17 protein-coding genes are annotated in these 15714 nt (G+C 63.3%); 9 read left to right on the top strand and 8 right to left on the bottom strand.

What is annotated here, in order from left to right; genetic code table 11:
• Positions 1-93: 93 nt before the first annotated feature.
• The 4 genes from AC0Z2B_RS30785 to AC0Z2B_RS30770 are packed head-to-tail and all read right to left on the bottom strand — an operon-like array spanning position 94 to position 2925.
• Complete coding sequence (locus AC0Z2B_RS30785; RefSeq protein ID WP_476301761.1) at positions 94-825, bottom strand: amino acid ABC transporter ATP-binding protein; 732 nt, start codon at positions 823-825, stop codon at positions 94-96.
• Entirely contained in the window at positions 812-1462 is a 651-nt protein-coding gene (locus AC0Z2B_RS30780) for an amino acid ABC transporter permease (protein WP_476301785.1), read from the bottom strand. Before AC0Z2B_RS30780 ends, AC0Z2B_RS30785 begins: the two co-directional genes overlap by 14 nt.
• Entirely contained in the window at positions 1459-2124 is a 666-nt protein-coding gene (locus AC0Z2B_RS30775) for an amino acid ABC transporter permease (protein WP_416421898.1), read from the bottom strand. The genes AC0Z2B_RS30780 and AC0Z2B_RS30775 overlap by 4 nt, the downstream gene beginning before the upstream one ends.
• Positions 2125-2139: 15 nt before the next feature.
• On the bottom strand, positions 2140-2925 hold the full coding sequence (locus AC0Z2B_RS30770) for a transporter substrate-binding domain-containing protein (RefSeq protein WP_416421899.1): 786 nt from the start codon (positions 2923-2925) through the stop codon (positions 2140-2142).
• 221 nt (positions 2926-3146) lie between these two features.
• Between AC0Z2B_RS30770 and AC0Z2B_RS30765 the strand changes: the two genes are divergently transcribed.
• The 6 genes from AC0Z2B_RS30765 (at position 3147) to AC0Z2B_RS30740 (ending at position 10472) form a co-directional block, all read left to right on the top strand.
• A complete protein-coding gene (locus AC0Z2B_RS30765; RefSeq protein ID WP_476301783.1) occupies positions 3147-3845 on the top strand; it encodes a FadR/GntR family transcriptional regulator in 699 nt (232 codons plus the stop codon).
• Between the two features lie 119 nt (positions 3846-3964).
• Complete coding sequence (trxA, locus tag AC0Z2B_RS30760; protein ID WP_027979977.1) at positions 3965-4294, top strand: thioredoxin TrxA; 330 nt, start codon at positions 3965-3967, stop codon at positions 4292-4294.
• Positions 4295-4541: 247 nt separating this feature from the next.
• Entirely contained in the window at positions 4542-5801 is a 1260-nt protein-coding gene (gene rho, locus AC0Z2B_RS30755; protein ID WP_027979976.1) for a transcription termination factor Rho, read from the top strand.
• A gap of 166 nt (positions 5802-5967) precedes the next feature.
• Positions 5968-7968, top strand: coding sequence for an acyltransferase family protein (locus AC0Z2B_RS30750; RefSeq protein ID WP_476301759.1), 2001 nt, complete (start codon positions 5968-5970; stop codon positions 7966-7968).
• Positions 7969-8037: 69 nt separating this feature from the next.
• A complete protein-coding gene (ubiD, locus tag AC0Z2B_RS30745) occupies positions 8038-9504 on the top strand; it encodes a 4-hydroxy-3-polyprenylbenzoate decarboxylase (RefSeq protein WP_416421901.1) in 1467 nt (488 codons plus the stop codon).
• Positions 9504-10472 (top strand): CDP-6-deoxy-delta-3,4-glucoseen reductase, encoded by a 969-nt coding sequence (locus AC0Z2B_RS30740; RefSeq protein WP_476301757.1) that lies wholly within the window; start codon positions 9504-9506, stop codon positions 10470-10472. Before ubiD ends, AC0Z2B_RS30740 begins: the two co-directional genes overlap by 1 nt.
• An 8-nt stretch (positions 10473-10480) precedes the next feature.
• Here the strand turns inward: AC0Z2B_RS30740 and AC0Z2B_RS30735 are convergent, their stop codons facing one another.
• Positions 10481-10957 carry a sn-glycerol-3-phosphate transporter gene (locus AC0Z2B_RS30735; RefSeq protein ID WP_476301755.1) on the bottom strand — a complete coding sequence of 159 codons (477 nt, stop codon included), beginning with the start codon at positions 10955-10957 and terminating at the stop codon, positions 10481-10483.
• Positions 10958-11305: 348 nt separating this feature from the next.
• On the opposite strand from AC0Z2B_RS30735, the gene AC0Z2B_RS30730 reads away from it, so the two are divergent.
• Positions 11306-11953: a gamma-glutamylcyclotransferase gene (locus tag AC0Z2B_RS30730; protein WP_476301753.1), complete on the top strand. Its 648-nt coding sequence runs from the start codon at positions 11306-11308 to the stop codon at positions 11951-11953.
• Here the strand turns inward: AC0Z2B_RS30730 and AC0Z2B_RS30725 are convergent.
• Both AC0Z2B_RS30725 and AC0Z2B_RS30720 read right to left on the bottom strand, forming a co-directional pair.
• Positions 11950-13098 carry a hypothetical protein gene (locus AC0Z2B_RS30725; protein ID WP_476301750.1) on the bottom strand — a complete coding sequence of 383 codons (1149 nt, stop codon included), beginning with the start codon at positions 13096-13098 and terminating at the stop codon, positions 11950-11952. The two genes, AC0Z2B_RS30730 and AC0Z2B_RS30725, sit on opposite strands and share 4 nt — an antisense overlap.
• 106 nt (positions 13099-13204) lie before the next feature.
• On the bottom strand, positions 13205-14182 hold the full coding sequence (locus AC0Z2B_RS30720) for an NADPH:quinone oxidoreductase family protein (RefSeq protein WP_476301748.1): 978 nt from the start codon (positions 14180-14182) through the stop codon (positions 13205-13207).
• 148 nt (positions 14183-14330) lie between these two features.
• On the opposite strand from AC0Z2B_RS30720, the gene AC0Z2B_RS30715 reads away from it, so the two are divergent.
• Entirely contained in the window at positions 14331-14744 is a 414-nt protein-coding gene (locus AC0Z2B_RS30715) for a flagellar basal body-associated protein FliL (protein ID WP_416421907.1), read from the top strand.
• Between the two features lie 3 nt (positions 14745-14747).
• Here AC0Z2B_RS30715 and AC0Z2B_RS30710 read toward each other — a convergent pair whose 3' ends face one another.
• Complete coding sequence (locus AC0Z2B_RS30710) at positions 14748-15197, bottom strand: EVE domain-containing protein (protein WP_476301746.1); 450 nt, start codon at positions 15195-15197, stop codon at positions 14748-14750.
• Positions 15198-15392: 195 nt separating this feature from the next.
• Between AC0Z2B_RS30710 and AC0Z2B_RS30705 the strand changes: the two genes are divergently transcribed.
• Positions 15393-15533, top strand: a complete 141-nt coding sequence (locus tag AC0Z2B_RS30705; protein WP_476301744.1) for a hypothetical protein — start codon at positions 15393-15395, stop codon at positions 15531-15533.
• Positions 15534-15714: the final 181 nt, after the last annotated feature.

Genomic DNA, 15714 nt, shown 5'->3' with positions numbered 1-15714 from the left:
ATGCCCGCCGATACGTAGCAGCGGCCGCAGGCCGCGTCCTGGGCCATGGACCTTGGACGCAGCCTGCGGCAGCTGCTACGAGGTGGTGTAGGGTCAGGCGTGCTGCATGCCGATGAAGTTGGCCAGTTCCGGGGTCTGCGGCTCGGCGAACAGCTGCTTGGGGTGGCCCACCTCGTGCACCTTGCCCTGGTGCATGAACACCAGCTTGTCGCCCACTTCGCGGGCGAAGCGCATTTCGTGGGTGACCATGATCAGCGTCATGCCGTCCTGGGCCAGCTGGCGCACCACGCTGAGCACTTCGTTGACCAGTTCGGGGTCCAGCGCCGAGGTGATCTCGTCGCACAGCAGCACCTTGGGCGACATGGCCAGGGCGCGGGCGATGGCCACGCGCTGCTGCTGGCCGCCCGACAGGCGGTCGGGGAAGGCGTCGAACTTGTCGCCCAGGCCCACCCGTTCGAGCATCTGCCGGGCCAGCGCCGCGGCCTTGGCCTTGGGCACCTTCTGCACCACCTGCGGCGCCAGCATCACGTTCTCGCCCACGCTCAGTTGCGGGAACAGGTTGAACTGCTGGAACACCATGCCGACCTTCTGCCGCAGGCTGCGCAAATCGGCGCGGGCGGCGTCCAGGTATTCGCCGTCCACCTCGATGACGCCGTCGTTGATCGACTCCAGGCCGTTGAGGGTGCGCAGCAGGGTGCTCTTGCCCGAGCCGCTGCGGCCGATGATGGCCACTACCTGGCCTTCTTCCACGGTCAGGTCGATGCCCTTGAGCACGTGGTGGTCGCCGTAGTATTTGTGCAGGGCGGAAATTCTAAGCAGTGGCATGCAGTCTCCTTTCCAGGTAGCGGGCGCTGAGCGACAGCGGGTAGCACAGGGCGAAATAGCCCAGCGCCACCAGGCCGTAGACGGTGAAGGGTTCGAAGGTGGCGTTGGCGAGCATGCCGCCGGTCTTGGTCAGTTCGGTGAAGCCGATGATCGAGGTGACGGCGGTGCCTTTCACCACCTGCACCGAGAAGCCCACGGTGGGCGCCACGGCAATGCGCAGCGCCTGGGGCAGGATCACGTGGCACAGCTGTTCATAAGGCGTCATGGCCAGGCTGGCGGAGGCTTCCCACTGGCCGCTGCCGATGGATTCCACGCAGCCACGCCAGATCTCGGCCAGGTAGGCGCTGGTGAACAGCGTCAGGGCTAGGGCGGCGGCCACCCAGGGCGAAATGTCGATGCCCAGCAGTGCCACGCCGAAGAACACCAGGAACAGCTGCATCAGCAGCGGGGTGCCCTGGAACAGTTCTATATAGCCGCGCGCAAGCCCGCGAGGCAGGGCCTTGGGACTGATGCGCATCGTCATCACCAGCAGCCCGATCAGCCCGCCACCGATGAACGCCACCAGGCTCAAGGCCAGGGTCCACTGCAGGCCGGTGAGCAGGTTGCGCACGATGTCCCATAAGGTGAAATCCATCAGCGGCTCCTTGCAAGGTAACGGCGGCCCAGCCAATTGAGCAGGGCGCGGATCAGCATGGCCATGGCCAGGTACACCAGGGTGGTCAGCAGGTAGGTCTCGAAGGCGCGGAAATTGCGCGACTGAATGAAGTTGGCGTAGAAGCTCAGCTCCTGGGTGGCGATCTGCGAGCACACCGCCGAACCCAGCATGACGATGATGATCTGGCTGCTCAGGGCCGGCCACACCTTGCCCAGCGCCGGCACCAGCACCACGTGGCGAAACGCCTCGGCGCGGCTCATGGCCAGCGCGGCGGCGGCCTCCAGCTGGCCGCGGGGAATGGCCTGGATGCCGGCGCGGATGATTTCCGTGCTGTAGGCGCCCAGGTTCACCACCATGGCCAGTACTGCCGCCTGCCATTCGCTGATCTGCACGCCCAAAGACGGCAGGCCGAAGAAGATGAAGAACAGTTGCACCAGGAACGGCGTGTTGCGGATCAGTTCCACGTACACACCGAACAGGCGGGCGAACGGCTGGATCTTCCAGGCCCGCACCACCCCGCCCACGATCCCCAGGCTGACGCCCAGCAGGGCGCCGATGGCCGTCAGTTCCAGGGTGAACAGCGCGCCCTTGAGCAGCAGGTCGGTGTTGGCCAGCACGGGTGCAAAGTCGAAGTGGTAAGCCATATAAGGTCTGCTACCTCAGAGGTCGGCGGGCAGTGGCTGCTTCAGCCAGGTCTGCGAATTCTTTTCCAGGGCGCCGTCCTGCTTCGCCGCGGCAATGATCTCGTTGACCTTGGCCAGCAGCTGCGGCTCGTCCTTGTTCAGGCCCACGTATACCGGCGAATCCTTGAGCTTCACCTTCAGCGCCGGGATGCGCTTGGGGTTGCGCTCGCTGATGGCCACCATCACCACGTTGCCGCTGGCGATCAGGTCCACCTGGTTGGCCAGGTAGGCGGCGATGGTCGAGTTGTTGTCCTCGAAGCGCTTGATGGTCACGCCCTCGGGGGCGACCTTGGTCAGCTCGATGTCCTCGATGGCGCCGCGGGTGACGCTGATGGTCTTGCCCTTGAGGTCGTCGAGGCTGGCGATGGGCGCATCGGGCGGGCCGAACACCGCGAGGTAGAAGGGCGCGTAGGCGCTGGAGAAGTCGATGACTTTCTCGCGGTCAGGGTTCTTGCCCAGGCTGGAGATCACCAGGTCGACCTTGCCGGTGGTGAGGTAGGGGATGCGGTTGGTGCTGTTGACCGGGGTCAGTTCCAGCTTGACCTTGAGGCGGTCGGCAATCAGCTGCGCGGTGTCGATGTCCAGGCCGCGCGGCTTCATGTCCGGGCCAATCGAGCCGAAGGGCGGGAAGTCCTGGGGCACGGCGACTTTCAGGGTGCCGCGCTTGACCACGTCCTCCAGGCCGTCGGCGTGGGCGGGGGCCTGGCAAAGCATCAGGCTGGCGAACAGAGCGGTGAGCAGGGCGGTACAGCGCTGGATCATGGCACGGTCTCCGAAAGTGAGTGCCAAGCCCAGTGCACAGCCCATGCCAGGAACGCCGAAGCCCCTGGCCACGGGCCTTTGGTTGGTCATACTGGTCTGAACAGTTGCACCGGTTTCGAGCAATAAATACGGGGGTGAACCGTTAAAGGGCGTGATTTGCCAGGCGGAAAAAATGGCGTTACAACAGTTATTCCATACGCCCGAAACGCCCTGCGCCCATGATGAATTCAATGAACCGAGCGGTACCTGACCTCGCCATCCAGGGCATCCGCCAACTGATCAGCCAGCACGGCTTCGAGGCCGGCGCGGCATTGCCTTCCCAGCGTGATCTGGCCGAGCAGCTGGGCGTCAGCCGCGCCTCCCTGCGCGAGGCGTTGTCGACCCTCAGCGCCCTGGGCGTGGTCAGTATCCAGCCGGGCAAGGGTGTGTTCGTGCAGGCCGCAGGGGCCGTGCAGGCTACACCAGCCGGGTTGGCCTGGCCGTTCGCGGCCCAGGCCACGCCCGAGGATATTTTCCAGTTGCGCTACGCCCTGGAAAGCTTCGCCGCGGGCCTGGCGGCCGTGCGCCTGAGCGCCGACGAACTGGACGGCCTGCAGGACAACGTCGAGGCCATGCGCGCCGAGCTGCGTGGTGGCGACTTCGAGGCCGCCGCGCGCCTGGATTTCGACTTCCATCGGCGCATCCTGGTGGCCAGCGGCAACCAGGCCATGGCCAGCATCCTGGTCGCCAGCGCCGATATCTTCCTGGAAAGCCAGAAGCTACCGTTCATCCGTGCCGAGCGGGCCATGGAGACCTGGCAAGAGCACCGCAAGATCCTTCGCGCCCTGGCGCGTCACGCCGCCGCACCGGCTTCCCGCGCCATGCAGGAACACATCCGCGCGGCGGCCCTGCGCACGGGCATTGCCTTCGTCGCGCCCTGATGGCGATTGGTTAAATCTGGAATCACTATAGTTAGAGACAATCATCATCGGCTTCCTGTAGGGCGCCTGTGCCGTTATGATGGGCGACGTTTTTCCAGAATTCGACCGCGGAGCCCGTTATGAGCAGCGACAAAATCGTGCACGTCACTGATGCAACCTTTGAGGAGCAAGTACTCAAGGCCAAGGGCCCTGTCCTCGTTGACTATTGGGCTGAGTGGTGTGGCCCATGCAAGATGATCGCACCCGTGCTGGACGAGATCGCCGGTACCTACGAAGGTAAAGTGACCATCGCCAAGCTGAACATCGACGACAACCAGGAAACCCCAGCCAAGCACGGCGTGCGTGGCATTCCTACGCTGATGCTGTTCAAGGACGGTGAAGTGGCAGCGACCAAGGTCGGCGCCCTGTCCAAGTCGCAATTGGCCGCTTTCCTGGATGCCAGCCTGTAATAGCGCTGAAATATCCAGTGGTAATAGCCCCGCACCTTGCGGGGCTTTTTCTTGGGCGAACGACTAGACGCCCAGAAATTCAGGTGTTACATTCGGCCTCGCACTAGTATCTCTAGCGCCCCCTGCAAGCCGTCGCCGACGCACTCCTACTCGAATTAGTACGCGATCCTGTCGCCTTCTCTGCGGCGCGGCCTCATTAAGCCCAAAGCTTAATTTCTCCCTCCATACATGATTACGTCATTCCCTTATGAACCTGACTGAACTCAAGCAAAAGCCGATTACCGATCTGCTCGAAATGGCCGAACAGATGGGCATAGAAAATATGGCCCGTTCGCGCAAGCAGGATGTGATTTTCTCCCTGTTGAAGAAACATGCCAAAAGCGGCGAGGAAATCTCCGGTGATGGCGTGCTGGAGATTCTCCAGGACGGCTTCGGCTTCCTGCGTTCGGCTGACGCTTCGTACCTCGCGGGCCCGGATGACATCTACGTCTCCCCAAGCCAGATCCGTCGCTTCAACCTGCGCACCGGCGACACCATCGTCGGCAAGATCCGCCCTCCAAAGGAAGGCGAGCGTTACTTCGCCCTGTTGAAAGTTGACACCATCAACTTCGACCGCCCGGAAAACGCCAAGAACAAGATTCTGTTCGAAAACCTGACGCCGCTGTTCCCGACCGTGCGCATGAAGATGGAAGCCGGCAACGGTTCCACCGAAGACCTCACCGGTCGTGTCATCGACCTGTGCGCACCGATCGGCAAGGGCCAGCGTGGCCTGATCGTTGCTCCGCCGAAGGCGGGCAAGACCATCATGCTGCAGAACATCGCGTCGAACATCACGCGTAACAACCCTGAAGTTCACCTGATCGTGCTGCTGATCGACGAACGTCCGGAAGAAGTGACCGAAATGCAGCGCACCGTGCGCGGCGAAGTGGTTGCCTCCACCTTCGACGAGCCGCCAACCCGCCACGTGCAGGTTGCCGAGATGGTGATCGAGAAGGCCAAGCGCCTGGTCGAGCACAAGAAGGACGTGGTCATCCTGCTGGACTCCATCACCCGTCTGGCCCGTGCCTACAACACCGTCATCCCTAGCTCCGGCAAGGTACTGACCGGTGGTGTCGACGCCCACGCCCTGGAGAAGCCAAAGCGTTTCTTCGGCGCCGCGCGTAACATCGAGGAAGGCGGTTCGCTGACCATCATCGCCACCGCGCTGGTCGAGACCGGCTCGAAGATGGACGAAGTGATCTACGAAGAGTTCAAGGGTACCGGCAACATGGAACTGCCCCTGGACCGCAAGATCGCCGAAAAACGCGTCTTCCCGGCCATCAACATCAACCGTTCCGGCACCCGCCGCGAAGAGTTGCTGACTGCCGACGACGAACTGCAGCGCATGTGGATCCTGCGCAAGCTGCTGCACCCGATGGACGAAGTCGCCGCCATCGAGTTCCTGGTAGACAAGCTGAAGCAGACCAAGACCAACGACGAGTTCTTCCTGTCGATGAAACGCAAGTAAGCACGCCGTTTTCGGCCTGCTGGAAGAAATGGCGCCCCTAGGGGCGCCATTTTTTTTTGAATTTTTCGGAACTGATACATAGCCAACCCTTCTATCATGCGGGGCGCCCGCCATTGGGCGCCTTGCCCGCGACCGCGGGTATCAAAATTGATAACAAGGGATTGTCATGGCTGTACTTTCCTACCGACGCGACATTGACGGCCTGCGCGCGCTGGCCGTAGCGGTAGTCGTGCTCTTTCACTTCGGCATCACCGGCTTTTCCGGTGGGTTTGTCGGCGTGGACGTTTTTTTCGTCATTTCCGGCTTCCTCATCACCTCGATCATCTGGCGGCAGCGCCAGGCGGGGCAGTTCAGTTTTCTCGATTTCTGGACCCGCCGGGCCCGGCGCATCCTGCCGGCGCTGTGCCTGGTGGTGGTCGTGAGCCTGATCGCCGGCTGGTTCCTGCTGGCACCACGTGACTACAGCGACCTGGGACGCACCGTGCGCTACCAGGCCATGTTCGCCTCCAATATTCTCTTGCGCCGTGAAAATGGCTACTTCGACACCGCTTCGGACCTCAAGCCGCTGCTGCACACCTGGTCATTGTCGGTAGAGGAGCAGTTTTACCTTGTCTTCCCGTTGCTGCTGGGGCTGCTGATGCGCTGGGCCCCGCGCTGGCGGCTATGGTTGCTGGGGCTGGCGCTGGTGTCGTTGGGCCTGAGCGCCTGGGCGGTTAAACACGACCCTTCGGCGGCATTCTTCCTACTGCCCTTGCGTGCCTGGGAGTTGCTGGCGGGCGCCCTATTGGCGGTGGCGCCGCCGGCGCGGGGGCACCATGCTCCCTGGGTGTACCAGGCGGCAAGCCTGGGCGGGTTGGCGATGTTGATGACGGCGACGCTGCTGTTTGATGCCACCACGCCATTCCCGGGTGTGGCGGCGCTGCTGCCGGTGCTGGGCACGGTGCTGCTGATCTGGGCCAATGGCGGCCACGCCACCTGGGTCGCCCGCTTGCTGGGTACTCGGCTACTGGTAGGCGTCGGCCTGATCTCCTATTCCTGGTACCTGTGGCATTGGCCGGTCCATGTGTTCGCCAGCTATGCAGCAGTGGATGGCCTGGGCGGCTGGCAGGTAGCGGGGCTGCTGTTGCTCAGCCTGGTGCTGGCCTATGCCAGCTGGCGCTGGGTGGAGCGGCCACTGCGTCATGCCCGGCCAGCTGCCACGCCGCGCCAGGTATTGGTGGGCGCCTTGGCATTGCTATTGATGATGAGCCTGGTGGGCCAGTCGTTGCGCTGGACCGATGGTGTCCCCTCGCGCCTGCCTGAACAGGCCCTGCGCTATGCCCAGGCGAAAGAGTGGGAGGGTGGGGAGCGTGACTGCCTGGCTGGTTTCGGTGAGTCCAAGCCAGTCTGCCGGTTTGGCCCGCAAGGCCAGGACGTGTCGGCCACGCTGATGTGGGGGGACAGCCATGCGGCAGGCCTGGGCCTGGCGCTGAAAATAGCGGCCGAGCAGCACGCCACCCCAGTGTCGCTGGCAGCCAAGTCGGGCTGCATTCCAGTGCCAGGCCTTGAGGCCAGGCCCGGCTGCCAGGCGTTCAACCGGCACATGCTGGCCTTGAGCGACACCCCCGGGGTAAGCGATGTGGTGCTGGCGGCGCGTTGGAGCCTGTACCTTTACGGGGAAGAGAACGGCGACACCACCTACATGCTGCATGACCCGCGGTCGGGCAAGGCTGACCGCAAGTATGCCGAACAGCAACTGGCGCAACGCCTGGGCCAGCTGGTGACCCGACTGCGCCACCACGGCCACCGGGTCTGGCTGGTAGCCGAAGTACCGCTGCAGAAGCAACCGGTGCCCTGGCGCCTGACGCGCCTGGCCATGCTGGGCCGGTCTGCCGTCGATGAGGGGCGGCCCTTGGTGGAACACTTGGCGCGCCAGGCGTTCATTCATCAGCTGTTCGTGGGCATGGCCGCCCGGGACCCCGGGGTGCGTGTGCTCGACCCGACGGCGCTGTTCTGCGCCAGGGATGGAATTTGCCGGGTAGAAAACGATGGCCAGTCGCTTTATATGGATACCAATCATTACGGCGACGCTGCAGCCACCTACCTGCAACCGTTGCTGGCGCCGCTGTTCACGCGGGCAACGGCGACCTATGTGAACGAGCAAATCCAGGCCAATTCTGCAGATTGACGGTTCGGCGGCTGCCAGCCGTCGCCGGAGCAGGTACGATGTACGCCTATTTTACGAGTGGCATGGTCAATGAAATTCAAGGATCTTCGGGATTTCGTGCAGCAGCTTGAGCAGCGCGGAGAGTTGAAACGCATCCAGGTGCCGATTTCGCCGGTGCTGGAAATGACTGAAGTCTGCGATCGCACCCTGCGCAGCAAGGGCCCGGCGCTGCTGTTCGAAAAGCCCACCGGCTATGACATCCCGGTGCTGGGCAACCTGTTTGGCACCCCCGGCCGCGTGGCGCTGGGCATGGGCGCCGAAGACGTCAGCGAGCTGCGTGAAATCGGCAAGCTGCTGGCGTTCCTCAAGGAGCCGGAGCCGCCCAAGGGGCTCAAGGACGCCTGGTCCAAGCTGCCGATCTTCAAGAAGATCATTGCCATGGCCCCCAAGGTGGTCAAGGACGCCGCGTGCCAGGAAGTGGTCATCGAGGGCGATGACGTCGACCTGGGCATGCTGCCGGTGCAGACCTGCTGGCCGGGCGACGTCGCGCCGCTGATCACCTGGGGCCTGACCGTCACCCGCGGGCCGAACAAGGACCGCCAGAACCTGGGCATCTACCGCCAGCAGGTCATCGGCCGCAACAAGGTCATCATGCGCTGGTTGAGCCACCGTGGCGGCGCGCTGGACTACCGCGAATGGTGCGAAAAACACCCGGGCCAGCCGTTCCCGGTATCGGTAGCCCTGGGCGCCGACCCGGCCACCATCCTCGGCGCCGTGACCCCGGTGCCCGACAGCCTGTCGGAATACGCCTTCGCCGGCCTGCTGCGCGACAACCGCACCGAGCTGGTGAAGTGCCGTGGCAACGACCTGCAGGTTCCCGCCAGCGCTGAAATCGTCCTGGAAGGTGTTATCCACCCTGGCGAGATGGCCGACGAAGGCCCCTATGGCGACCACACCGGCTACTACAACGAGGTCGACAGCTTCCCGGTGTTCACCGTGGAGCGCATCACCCACCGTATCAAGCCGATCTACCACAGCACCTACACCGGTCGTCCGCCGGATGAGCCGGCGATCCTGGGCGTGGCGCTGAACGAGGTGTTCGTGCCGATCCTGCAGAAGCAGTTCCCGGAGATCACCGACTTCTACCTGCCGCCCGAAGGCTGTTCCTACCGCATGGCGGTGGTGACCATGAAGAAGCAGTACCCCGGCCACGCCAAGCGGGTGATGCTGGGCGTGTGGTCGTTCCTGCGACAGTTCATGTACACCAAGTTTGTTATCGTGACCGACGATGACATCAACGCGCGGGACTGGAACGACGTGATCTGGGCCATCACCACGCGCATGGACCCCAAGCGCGACACGGTCATGATCGACAACACCCCGATCGACTACTTGGACTTCGCCTCGCCGGTGTCGGGCCTGGGCTCGAAGATGGGCCTGGATGCCACCCACAAGTGGCCCGGCGAAACCACCCGTGAGTGGGGGCGCGTGATCGTCAAGGACGACGCCGTTACCAAACGCATCGATGAACTGTGGAACCAGCTAGGAATAGATTGATGCGCGTAACCTTGCAGCCATCGGGCGCGGTGCTGGACACGCTACCCGGCGAACGAATCCTGGAGGCGGCCCAGCGCCTGGGCCACGAGTGCCCGCAAAGCTGTCGCAATGGCAATTGCCACGTGTGCTCGGCGTTGCTGGTGGAAGGCCGGGTGCTTCAAGAAGGGGAAGAGCGCAACCACGGTGAAATCTACACCTGCATCGCCGAGCCCCTGGAAGATTGCGTGGTGCTGTGGGACGGCGTGCTGGCCCTGGGCGAGCTGCCGGTGCGCAGCCTGGCCTGCCAGCTCAGCGAGTGCACCGCCGTGGGTGGCGACGTCTGGCGCGTGCGCCTGCGTGCGCCGGCCGGCAAGCCGCCGCGCTACCATGCCGGGCAGTACCTGATGATCGAGCGCGAGAACGGCGACAAGTCGGCGTTCTCCCTGGCCTCGGCGCCCCACAGCGGCCGCGACCTGGAGCTGCATGTGCTGGTGCGCGAAGCCAGCGCCCAGAGCCTGATCGAGCAGCTGCAGCGCAACCGCATGGCCCGCGTGGAACTGCCGTTCGGCGACACCCACCTGGCCGAACTGCCAGACGGCCCGCTGGTGCTGATCGCCGCTGGCACCGGCATGGCGCAAATGCACAGCCTGATCGAGCATTGTCGCGCCCAGGGCTTCAAGCACCCCGTGCACCTGTATTGGGGCGTGCGCCGGCCTGAGGACTTCTATCAGCTCGAGCACTGGGAAGAGTGGAAAGCGCTGCCCAATCTGTTCCTGCACCAGGTGGTCAGCGACCTGTGCGGCTGGGAAGGCCGCTGCGGCATGCTTCACGAGGCGGTCTGTGAAGACATCGCCGACCTGGCAGGCGTGCACGTCTATGCCAGCGGTTCGCCGGCCATGATCTACGCCACCCTGGACGCCCTGGTGGCGGCAGGCATGGATGCGCACCAGATGCGTGCCGACGTGTTCGCCTACGCGCCCCGTCCCTGAGCGCAAGGTCAAAAACGCACGCCGACGTTGACCATGGTCGCGGCCAACCCCAGCAACACCACTTCCCCGGTCACCGGCCCCCAATGGGCGCCGATGCCGGGGATCACCGCCGGTGCAACGCCGAAGCGGTTCAAGGGCAGTTTGTCCCGGTATTTTCCCTTGTAGCCATGAATCAACCCTGCGCTGAGCTTGTAGTACAGCGCGGAATCCGCCACCTCGAAGCGCTTGCCCGCGTAGGCGTAGAACGACCGTTGGCTGAAGGAATTGCGGAAGGTGGCGCCGCCCGCCAGCCAGCCCGAAGCCAGGTTGCGCTCCAGGCCGACCAGGTCCTGGTGGTTGTTGTACTGGCCGTTGCTGGCGAAGTGGCGGGTCAGCACGCTGCCTTGCAACAGCCAGAAGTCATCGCTTGCGGCAATTGCAGGCGGCGCCCAGGCTGCCAGTGCGGCTGGCAGCACGCGGGCGAGGGTGCCGAGGGGAAATTTCATGATCATTGACCGCTATCTATCGGAAGCGTGCTTTTTCGCTCATATCGATAGGAAGTTTCTAGATGTGAAACTTCTGAATATTTCGTAGGAAAGTTTACATGTGCTTTCGGTGCACTATTCTCAGGCAATAGCAGGGGGTAACTTCACTGGGCGCAAGTGCCACTTCGGTGCGCAGTTGTGCTGTGTGGCCCACTTCGGTGCTTTATAACCAACGCCAGTCGAGTTGCTTATAAGCGTTTGCAAGGGCTTGTTTTTCTAAGGTTATCTGCCGTACGGTAACAGCGGGGCTGTAGCAATCGGTTAAAGTGAGTCGGCCTTGTTGATTCACGGGGATATCAGGCGACGACCATGTCGGCTATCGAAACTGCACACTTCAACGAGGTCTACCCACCTTCGCTCGACCTCGGGCCGCAATTGACCCACGAGCAACTGGTGCACTCCCTCCAAACCACCATGGCGCGCCATAAAGGCGGGCCGGTCTGGCTGTTTGCCTACGGCTCGCTGATCTGGCGGCCGGAGTGCAGCGCGGTGGAGCGCCGCCGTGCACGGGTGCATGGCTACCACCGCGGCCTTTACCTGTGGTCCCACGAGCACCGCGGCACGCCGGAACGCCCCGGGTTGGTGTTCGGCCTGGACCGCGGCGGCTCCTGCAGCGGCTTCGCCTACCGCCTGCCGCAGGAACAACTGCAGGACTCGTTGCTGGCCCTGTGGCAGCGGGAGATGCCCTATCCGTCCTATCGACCGCACTGGCTCAATTGCCGCCTTGAAGACGGTACCAAGGTGCAGGCGCTGGGCTTCGTGCTTGAACGGCACCTGCCCAGCTACGCGGGCAACCTGCCCGACAACCTGTTGAGCCACATCCTGGAAAGCGCCAGCGGCCGGTTCGGCAGCACCCTGGACTACGTGCAGCAGACCATCAGCGCCCTGCGCAGCCACGAGATGCCCGACCGCAACCTGGAGGCGCGCATCAAGCGCTGCCATTCGCGCGAGAGTTAGGCGCCGGCCGCCGGTGGCATCAGTTCCTTATACCTGCCCTGTACTGGCGCCACCGGCGCGGCCAGGCCAATGGCCGGCGTGAAGGGCGCGCCACCAATGGCCGAGAAGGGTGCCCATTGTGCGCCATGGCTGACCGCACGCTCGTTCTTGTCGGTCTCGGTGACGTACGTGTAGCTGTACTTGCGCATGTTGGCGTACCAGGCGTCGTGGATGTACATGGTGTTGTGGGCCTGCTTGAGCGCTGCGGCGTCCAGTTTCAGGCATTTTTGCAGCTCGACGCCCCAACGCTGCAGGCAGGTTTCTGCCAGGTGCCGTACCACGATCCCCGGCTCAGGCAACGCCTTGGCGCCCGCCACGCCGTCTTCGGCGGCATTGCCCACCAGGGTGGCGTGCCGCCCTGGCATCGGGTAGATGCTGGTCCTGGTGCCGCTGGAGACTTTGGGGATGACACAGGCGAAGCCCTTCGAGCGTTCGTCCCGTGCGTAAAACCCGACGTATTCGCGCACATTGCTGCCCAGGTTGACACGCTCTGGCTGGAAGTTGAGCAACCCCGGCACCGGGTCAATGGCAAAGATATTCACCGGGATATGCTTGAGGGCCGGGTCCCTGAGCATGGCGTTGGCCAGCATGTGGCAGCTGATGCCGCCGCGGCTCCAGCCCACCAGGTTGACCTGGCTGGGTATTTTGCCGCCCTTGCGGAACTGGTTGACGATCTGTTGCTGTAGTTGCTGAGGAGTGGGGTTGCGGTTGCCGTAGTCATATATCCGCGCCCAGAAGCTGCCTTTGACCTGGACATCCTGAATGGGCACCCCGGCTTTCTTGAGCGCCTGGTAATCGGCCTCATTGAGCTTGTCGCGCTGCCATTCGAATTCGCCCTTGATCATGTTCAAGGCGTGGCGCACGTTGGTTTCCCAGCCTTTGCCGAATGCCGGGCCGGCGTAGGGGTGGTCCTGGGACTCGACGGTCAGCGTGTCGGCTTGCAGGTTGCCGCTGCCGGGGCCGTCGACGATGATCCAGTCGGCGAATTCGCGCCCTAGGCTATTGGCGGCCAGGGTGGAAACCAGCTCGCCGTTCCAGTAGTTGGGGTGGTAGTTGTCAAAGCAGGTGGCGCTGGTGCCACAGAAATACACAGTAAAGACACTCATGGTGAACTCCCTTTCGATGAGGTTGCAACCGGGCGGTTGCGGCGCTCAGTTCACCGTCATCGAAGGGAAGGGCACCATTCAGAATTGTTTCCTGAACAGGAACGGCTTACCGCACAGCGACCACCAACTTGCCCACGGCCTGGCGGTGCGCCAGCGCGTGAATGGCAGCACCCGCTTCGGCCAGGGGGTAGGTGGCCGAAACCAGTGGCTTGAGCTTGCCCTCGGCAAACCACTGGAACAGCGCCTTGAAGTTGGCCGCGTTGTCCTGCGGCTGGCGCTGGGCGAACGAGCCCCAGAACACCCCCACCACGGCGGCGCCCTTGAGCAGTGCCAGGTTCACCGGCAGCTCGGGGATGCGCCCGCTGGCGAAGCCCACCACCAGCAGCCGGCCGTTCCAGGCGATCGAGCGTACGGCCTGGTCGAACAGGTCGCCGCCCACCGGGTCATAGATCACGTCCACGCCGTTGCCGCCGGTCAGGCGCTTGATCTCATCCTTGAGGCTGGTTTCGCTGTAGTTGATCAGTTCGTCGGCACCGGCGGCCTGGGCCACCGCCAGCTTGTCGGCGCTGCTGGCCGCGGCAATCACCCGGGCACCCATGGCCTTGCCGATTTCCACCGCCGCCAGGCCCACGCCACCGGAGGCGCCCAGCACCAGCAGGGTTTCGCCCGGTTGCAGGTTGGCGCGCTGCTTGAGAGCGTGCATGGAGGTGCCGTAGGTCATGCTGAAAGCGGCGGCGGTCTTGTAGTCCATGCCGTCGGGAATCGGCATGACGTTGTAGCCGGGTACGGCGATCTCCTCGGCGAAGCTGCCCCAGCCGGTCAGGCCCATCACCCGGTCGCCCACCTTCAGGTGGCTGACGTTCTCGCCTACCGCGCGCACCACGCCCGCCGCCTCGCCGCCGGGGGCGAAGGGGAAGGGTGGCTTGAACTGGTATTTACCTTCGATGATCAGCGTGTCGGGAAAGTTGACCCCGGCGGCGTGCACCTCCACCAGCACTTCGTTCTTCTTGATCGCCGGGCTGGCGATGTCTTCCAATACCAGGGTCTCGGCGGGGCCGAAGGCTTTGCACAGCACAGCTTTCATCGGGCTATTCCTTTGCAGGTTGTGGCCGATAAGTGTAGGTGTGACGAATGTGCGGTCAACGAGCATGCCCCCAGCTGATAGGCGTCCATAAGCGCCGGCCCGTGGGTTATCTTGTTATGCTTGCGCCAACAGAATGAGGAACGAATTTGTGAAAGCGTGGATCTTGATGGCGTTGGCCCTGACGCTGCCGGTGTCGGCGGCCATGGCCGAGGAAGGCAAGGAAGAGGGCGGCCCACCGAAAGTGAGCTACATCACCCTGAGCCCGCCCTTCGTGGGCAACTACGCGCTGGACGGCAGCCCGCGCCTGCACGTGTACAAGGCCGACGTGGCCCTGCGCGTGACCGGCCCCGAGGCGGAAGCCGCGGTGAAACACCAGGACCCGCTGATCCGCAACCAGCTGGTGGCGTTGTTTTCCCAGCAGACCGTGGACTCGATGAGCAACGTCGAGTCCAAGGAAAAGCTGCGCCAGGAAGCGCTCAAGCAGGTGCAACAGGTCATGACCAGCGAAGAGGGCAAGCCCATGGTCGAGGACTTGCTGTTCAACAACCTGATCGTGCAGTAAGCCTCAGCGCAGCGCCAGCACCGCCGCCCATTGTTCGGCGGTCACTGGCATCACCGACAGTCGGCTGCCCTTCTGTACCAGCGGCAGCTCGGCCAGCGCTGCCTGCTGCTTGAGGTAGCCCAGGCCCAGCACCTTGGCGAAGGTTTCGACGTGGCTCACGTCCACCGCGCTCCAGGGGTTCTTGTCGGCGTTGGCGCGGGCGTCGTGGTAGGCGCTTGCCGGGTCCAGGGCCGTAGGGTCTTCATAGGCCGCGGCGCTGATGCGGGCGATGCCGGCAATGCCTGGTTCCGGGCAGCTGGAGTGGTAGAAGAAGAACTCGTCGCCCACGGCCATTGCGCGCAGGAAATTGCGTGCCTGGTAGTTGCGCACCCCATCCCAGCGGGTGTCGCCCAGGCGTGCCAGGTCCTTGATGGAGAGCTCATCGGGCTCTGATTTCATCAGCCAATAGGCCATCTTTGCTGCTCCAAATTTGAAACAAAAATTGTCAGTGTGGCGTTTTCAATACAACCCGACAGTCGGTTGGCGCCAGCGTTGCGTGTCGCGTCATGTTGCCGCAGAATGCGCGCATTTTACGCTTCACATAATTACCGGGCCATCTTCAAGCCAAAGCGCCCGACTTCATCACGACTTGCCTGAGGGGGGCAATTGATGCGCCGCAAACCGGATTTGCTATGGATTTTGGTCATTTTGTTCGGTTTGGGTGTCGTGACCACGGGTTACGCGCAGACCCTGTGGGACCGCAAGGCCAATGCCCCTGTGGAAGTGAACGCGCCCGTCCATTACCGCTGATTGCAGCGTGAAAAAAAGGCCCATCGGCATGCCGATGGGCCTTTTTTTGTGCCTGTGTCCCGTCCTGAATAAGGTTTACACCTTCTGACCAATCCTCAGGAGGAATCAATGGATTCAGGCAAAAGGCGGAGTCAGCGCGATTACACGCTAGCCTTTAAATTGTCGGTCGTAGACCAGGTCG

Source organism: Pseudomonas sp. GYB4201, from assembly GCF_056312595.1.
The sequence above is the reverse complement of the archived record's forward strand: the minus strand, read 5'-3'. Positions and strand labels throughout refer to the sequence as shown.

Coding starts and splice junctions, on each gene's coding strand:
- AC0Z2B_RS30740 (WP_476301757.1), top strand. CDS start 9,504: ATGCGCGTAACCTTGCAGCCATCGGGCGCGGTGCTGGACACGCTACCC.
- AC0Z2B_RS30775 (WP_416421898.1), bottom strand. CDS start 2,124: ATGGCTTACCACTTCGACTTTGCACCCGTGCTGGCCAACACCGACCTG.
- AC0Z2B_RS30750 (WP_476301759.1), top strand. CDS start 5,968: ATGGCTGTACTTTCCTACCGACGCGACATTGACGGCCTGCGCGCGCTG.
- AC0Z2B_RS30705 (WP_476301744.1), top strand. CDS start 15,393: ATGCGCCGCAAACCGGATTTGCTATGGATTTTGGTCATTTTGTTCGGT.
- AC0Z2B_RS30725 (WP_476301750.1), bottom strand. CDS start 13,098: ATGAGTGTCTTTACTGTGTATTTCTGTGGCACCAGCGCCACCTGCTTT.
- AC0Z2B_RS30735 (WP_476301755.1), bottom strand. CDS start 10,957: ATGAAATTTCCCCTCGGCACCCTCGCCCGCGTGCTGCCAGCCGCACTG.
- trxA (WP_027979977.1), top strand. CDS start 3,965: ATGAGCAGCGACAAAATCGTGCACGTCACTGATGCAACCTTTGAGGAG.
- AC0Z2B_RS30720 (WP_476301748.1), bottom strand. CDS start 14,182: ATGAAAGCTGTGCTGTGCAAAGCCTTCGGCCCCGCCGAGACCCTGGTA.
- AC0Z2B_RS30785 (WP_476301761.1), bottom strand. CDS start 825: ATGCCACTGCTTAGAATTTCCGCCCTGCACAAATACTACGGCGACCAC.
- AC0Z2B_RS30770 (WP_416421899.1), bottom strand. CDS start 2,925: ATGATCCAGCGCTGTACCGCCCTGCTCACCGCTCTGTTCGCCAGCCTG.
- AC0Z2B_RS30765 (WP_476301783.1), top strand. CDS start 3,147: ATGAATTCAATGAACCGAGCGGTACCTGACCTCGCCATCCAGGGCATC.
- AC0Z2B_RS30730 (WP_476301753.1), top strand. CDS start 11,306: ATGTCGGCTATCGAAACTGCACACTTCAACGAGGTCTACCCACCTTCG.
- rho (WP_027979976.1), top strand. CDS start 4,542: ATGAACCTGACTGAACTCAAGCAAAAGCCGATTACCGATCTGCTCGAA.
- ubiD (WP_416421901.1), top strand. CDS start 8,038: ATGAAATTCAAGGATCTTCGGGATTTCGTGCAGCAGCTTGAGCAGCGC.
- AC0Z2B_RS30710 (WP_476301746.1), bottom strand. CDS start 15,197: ATGGCCTATTGGCTGATGAAATCAGAGCCCGATGAGCTCTCCATCAAG.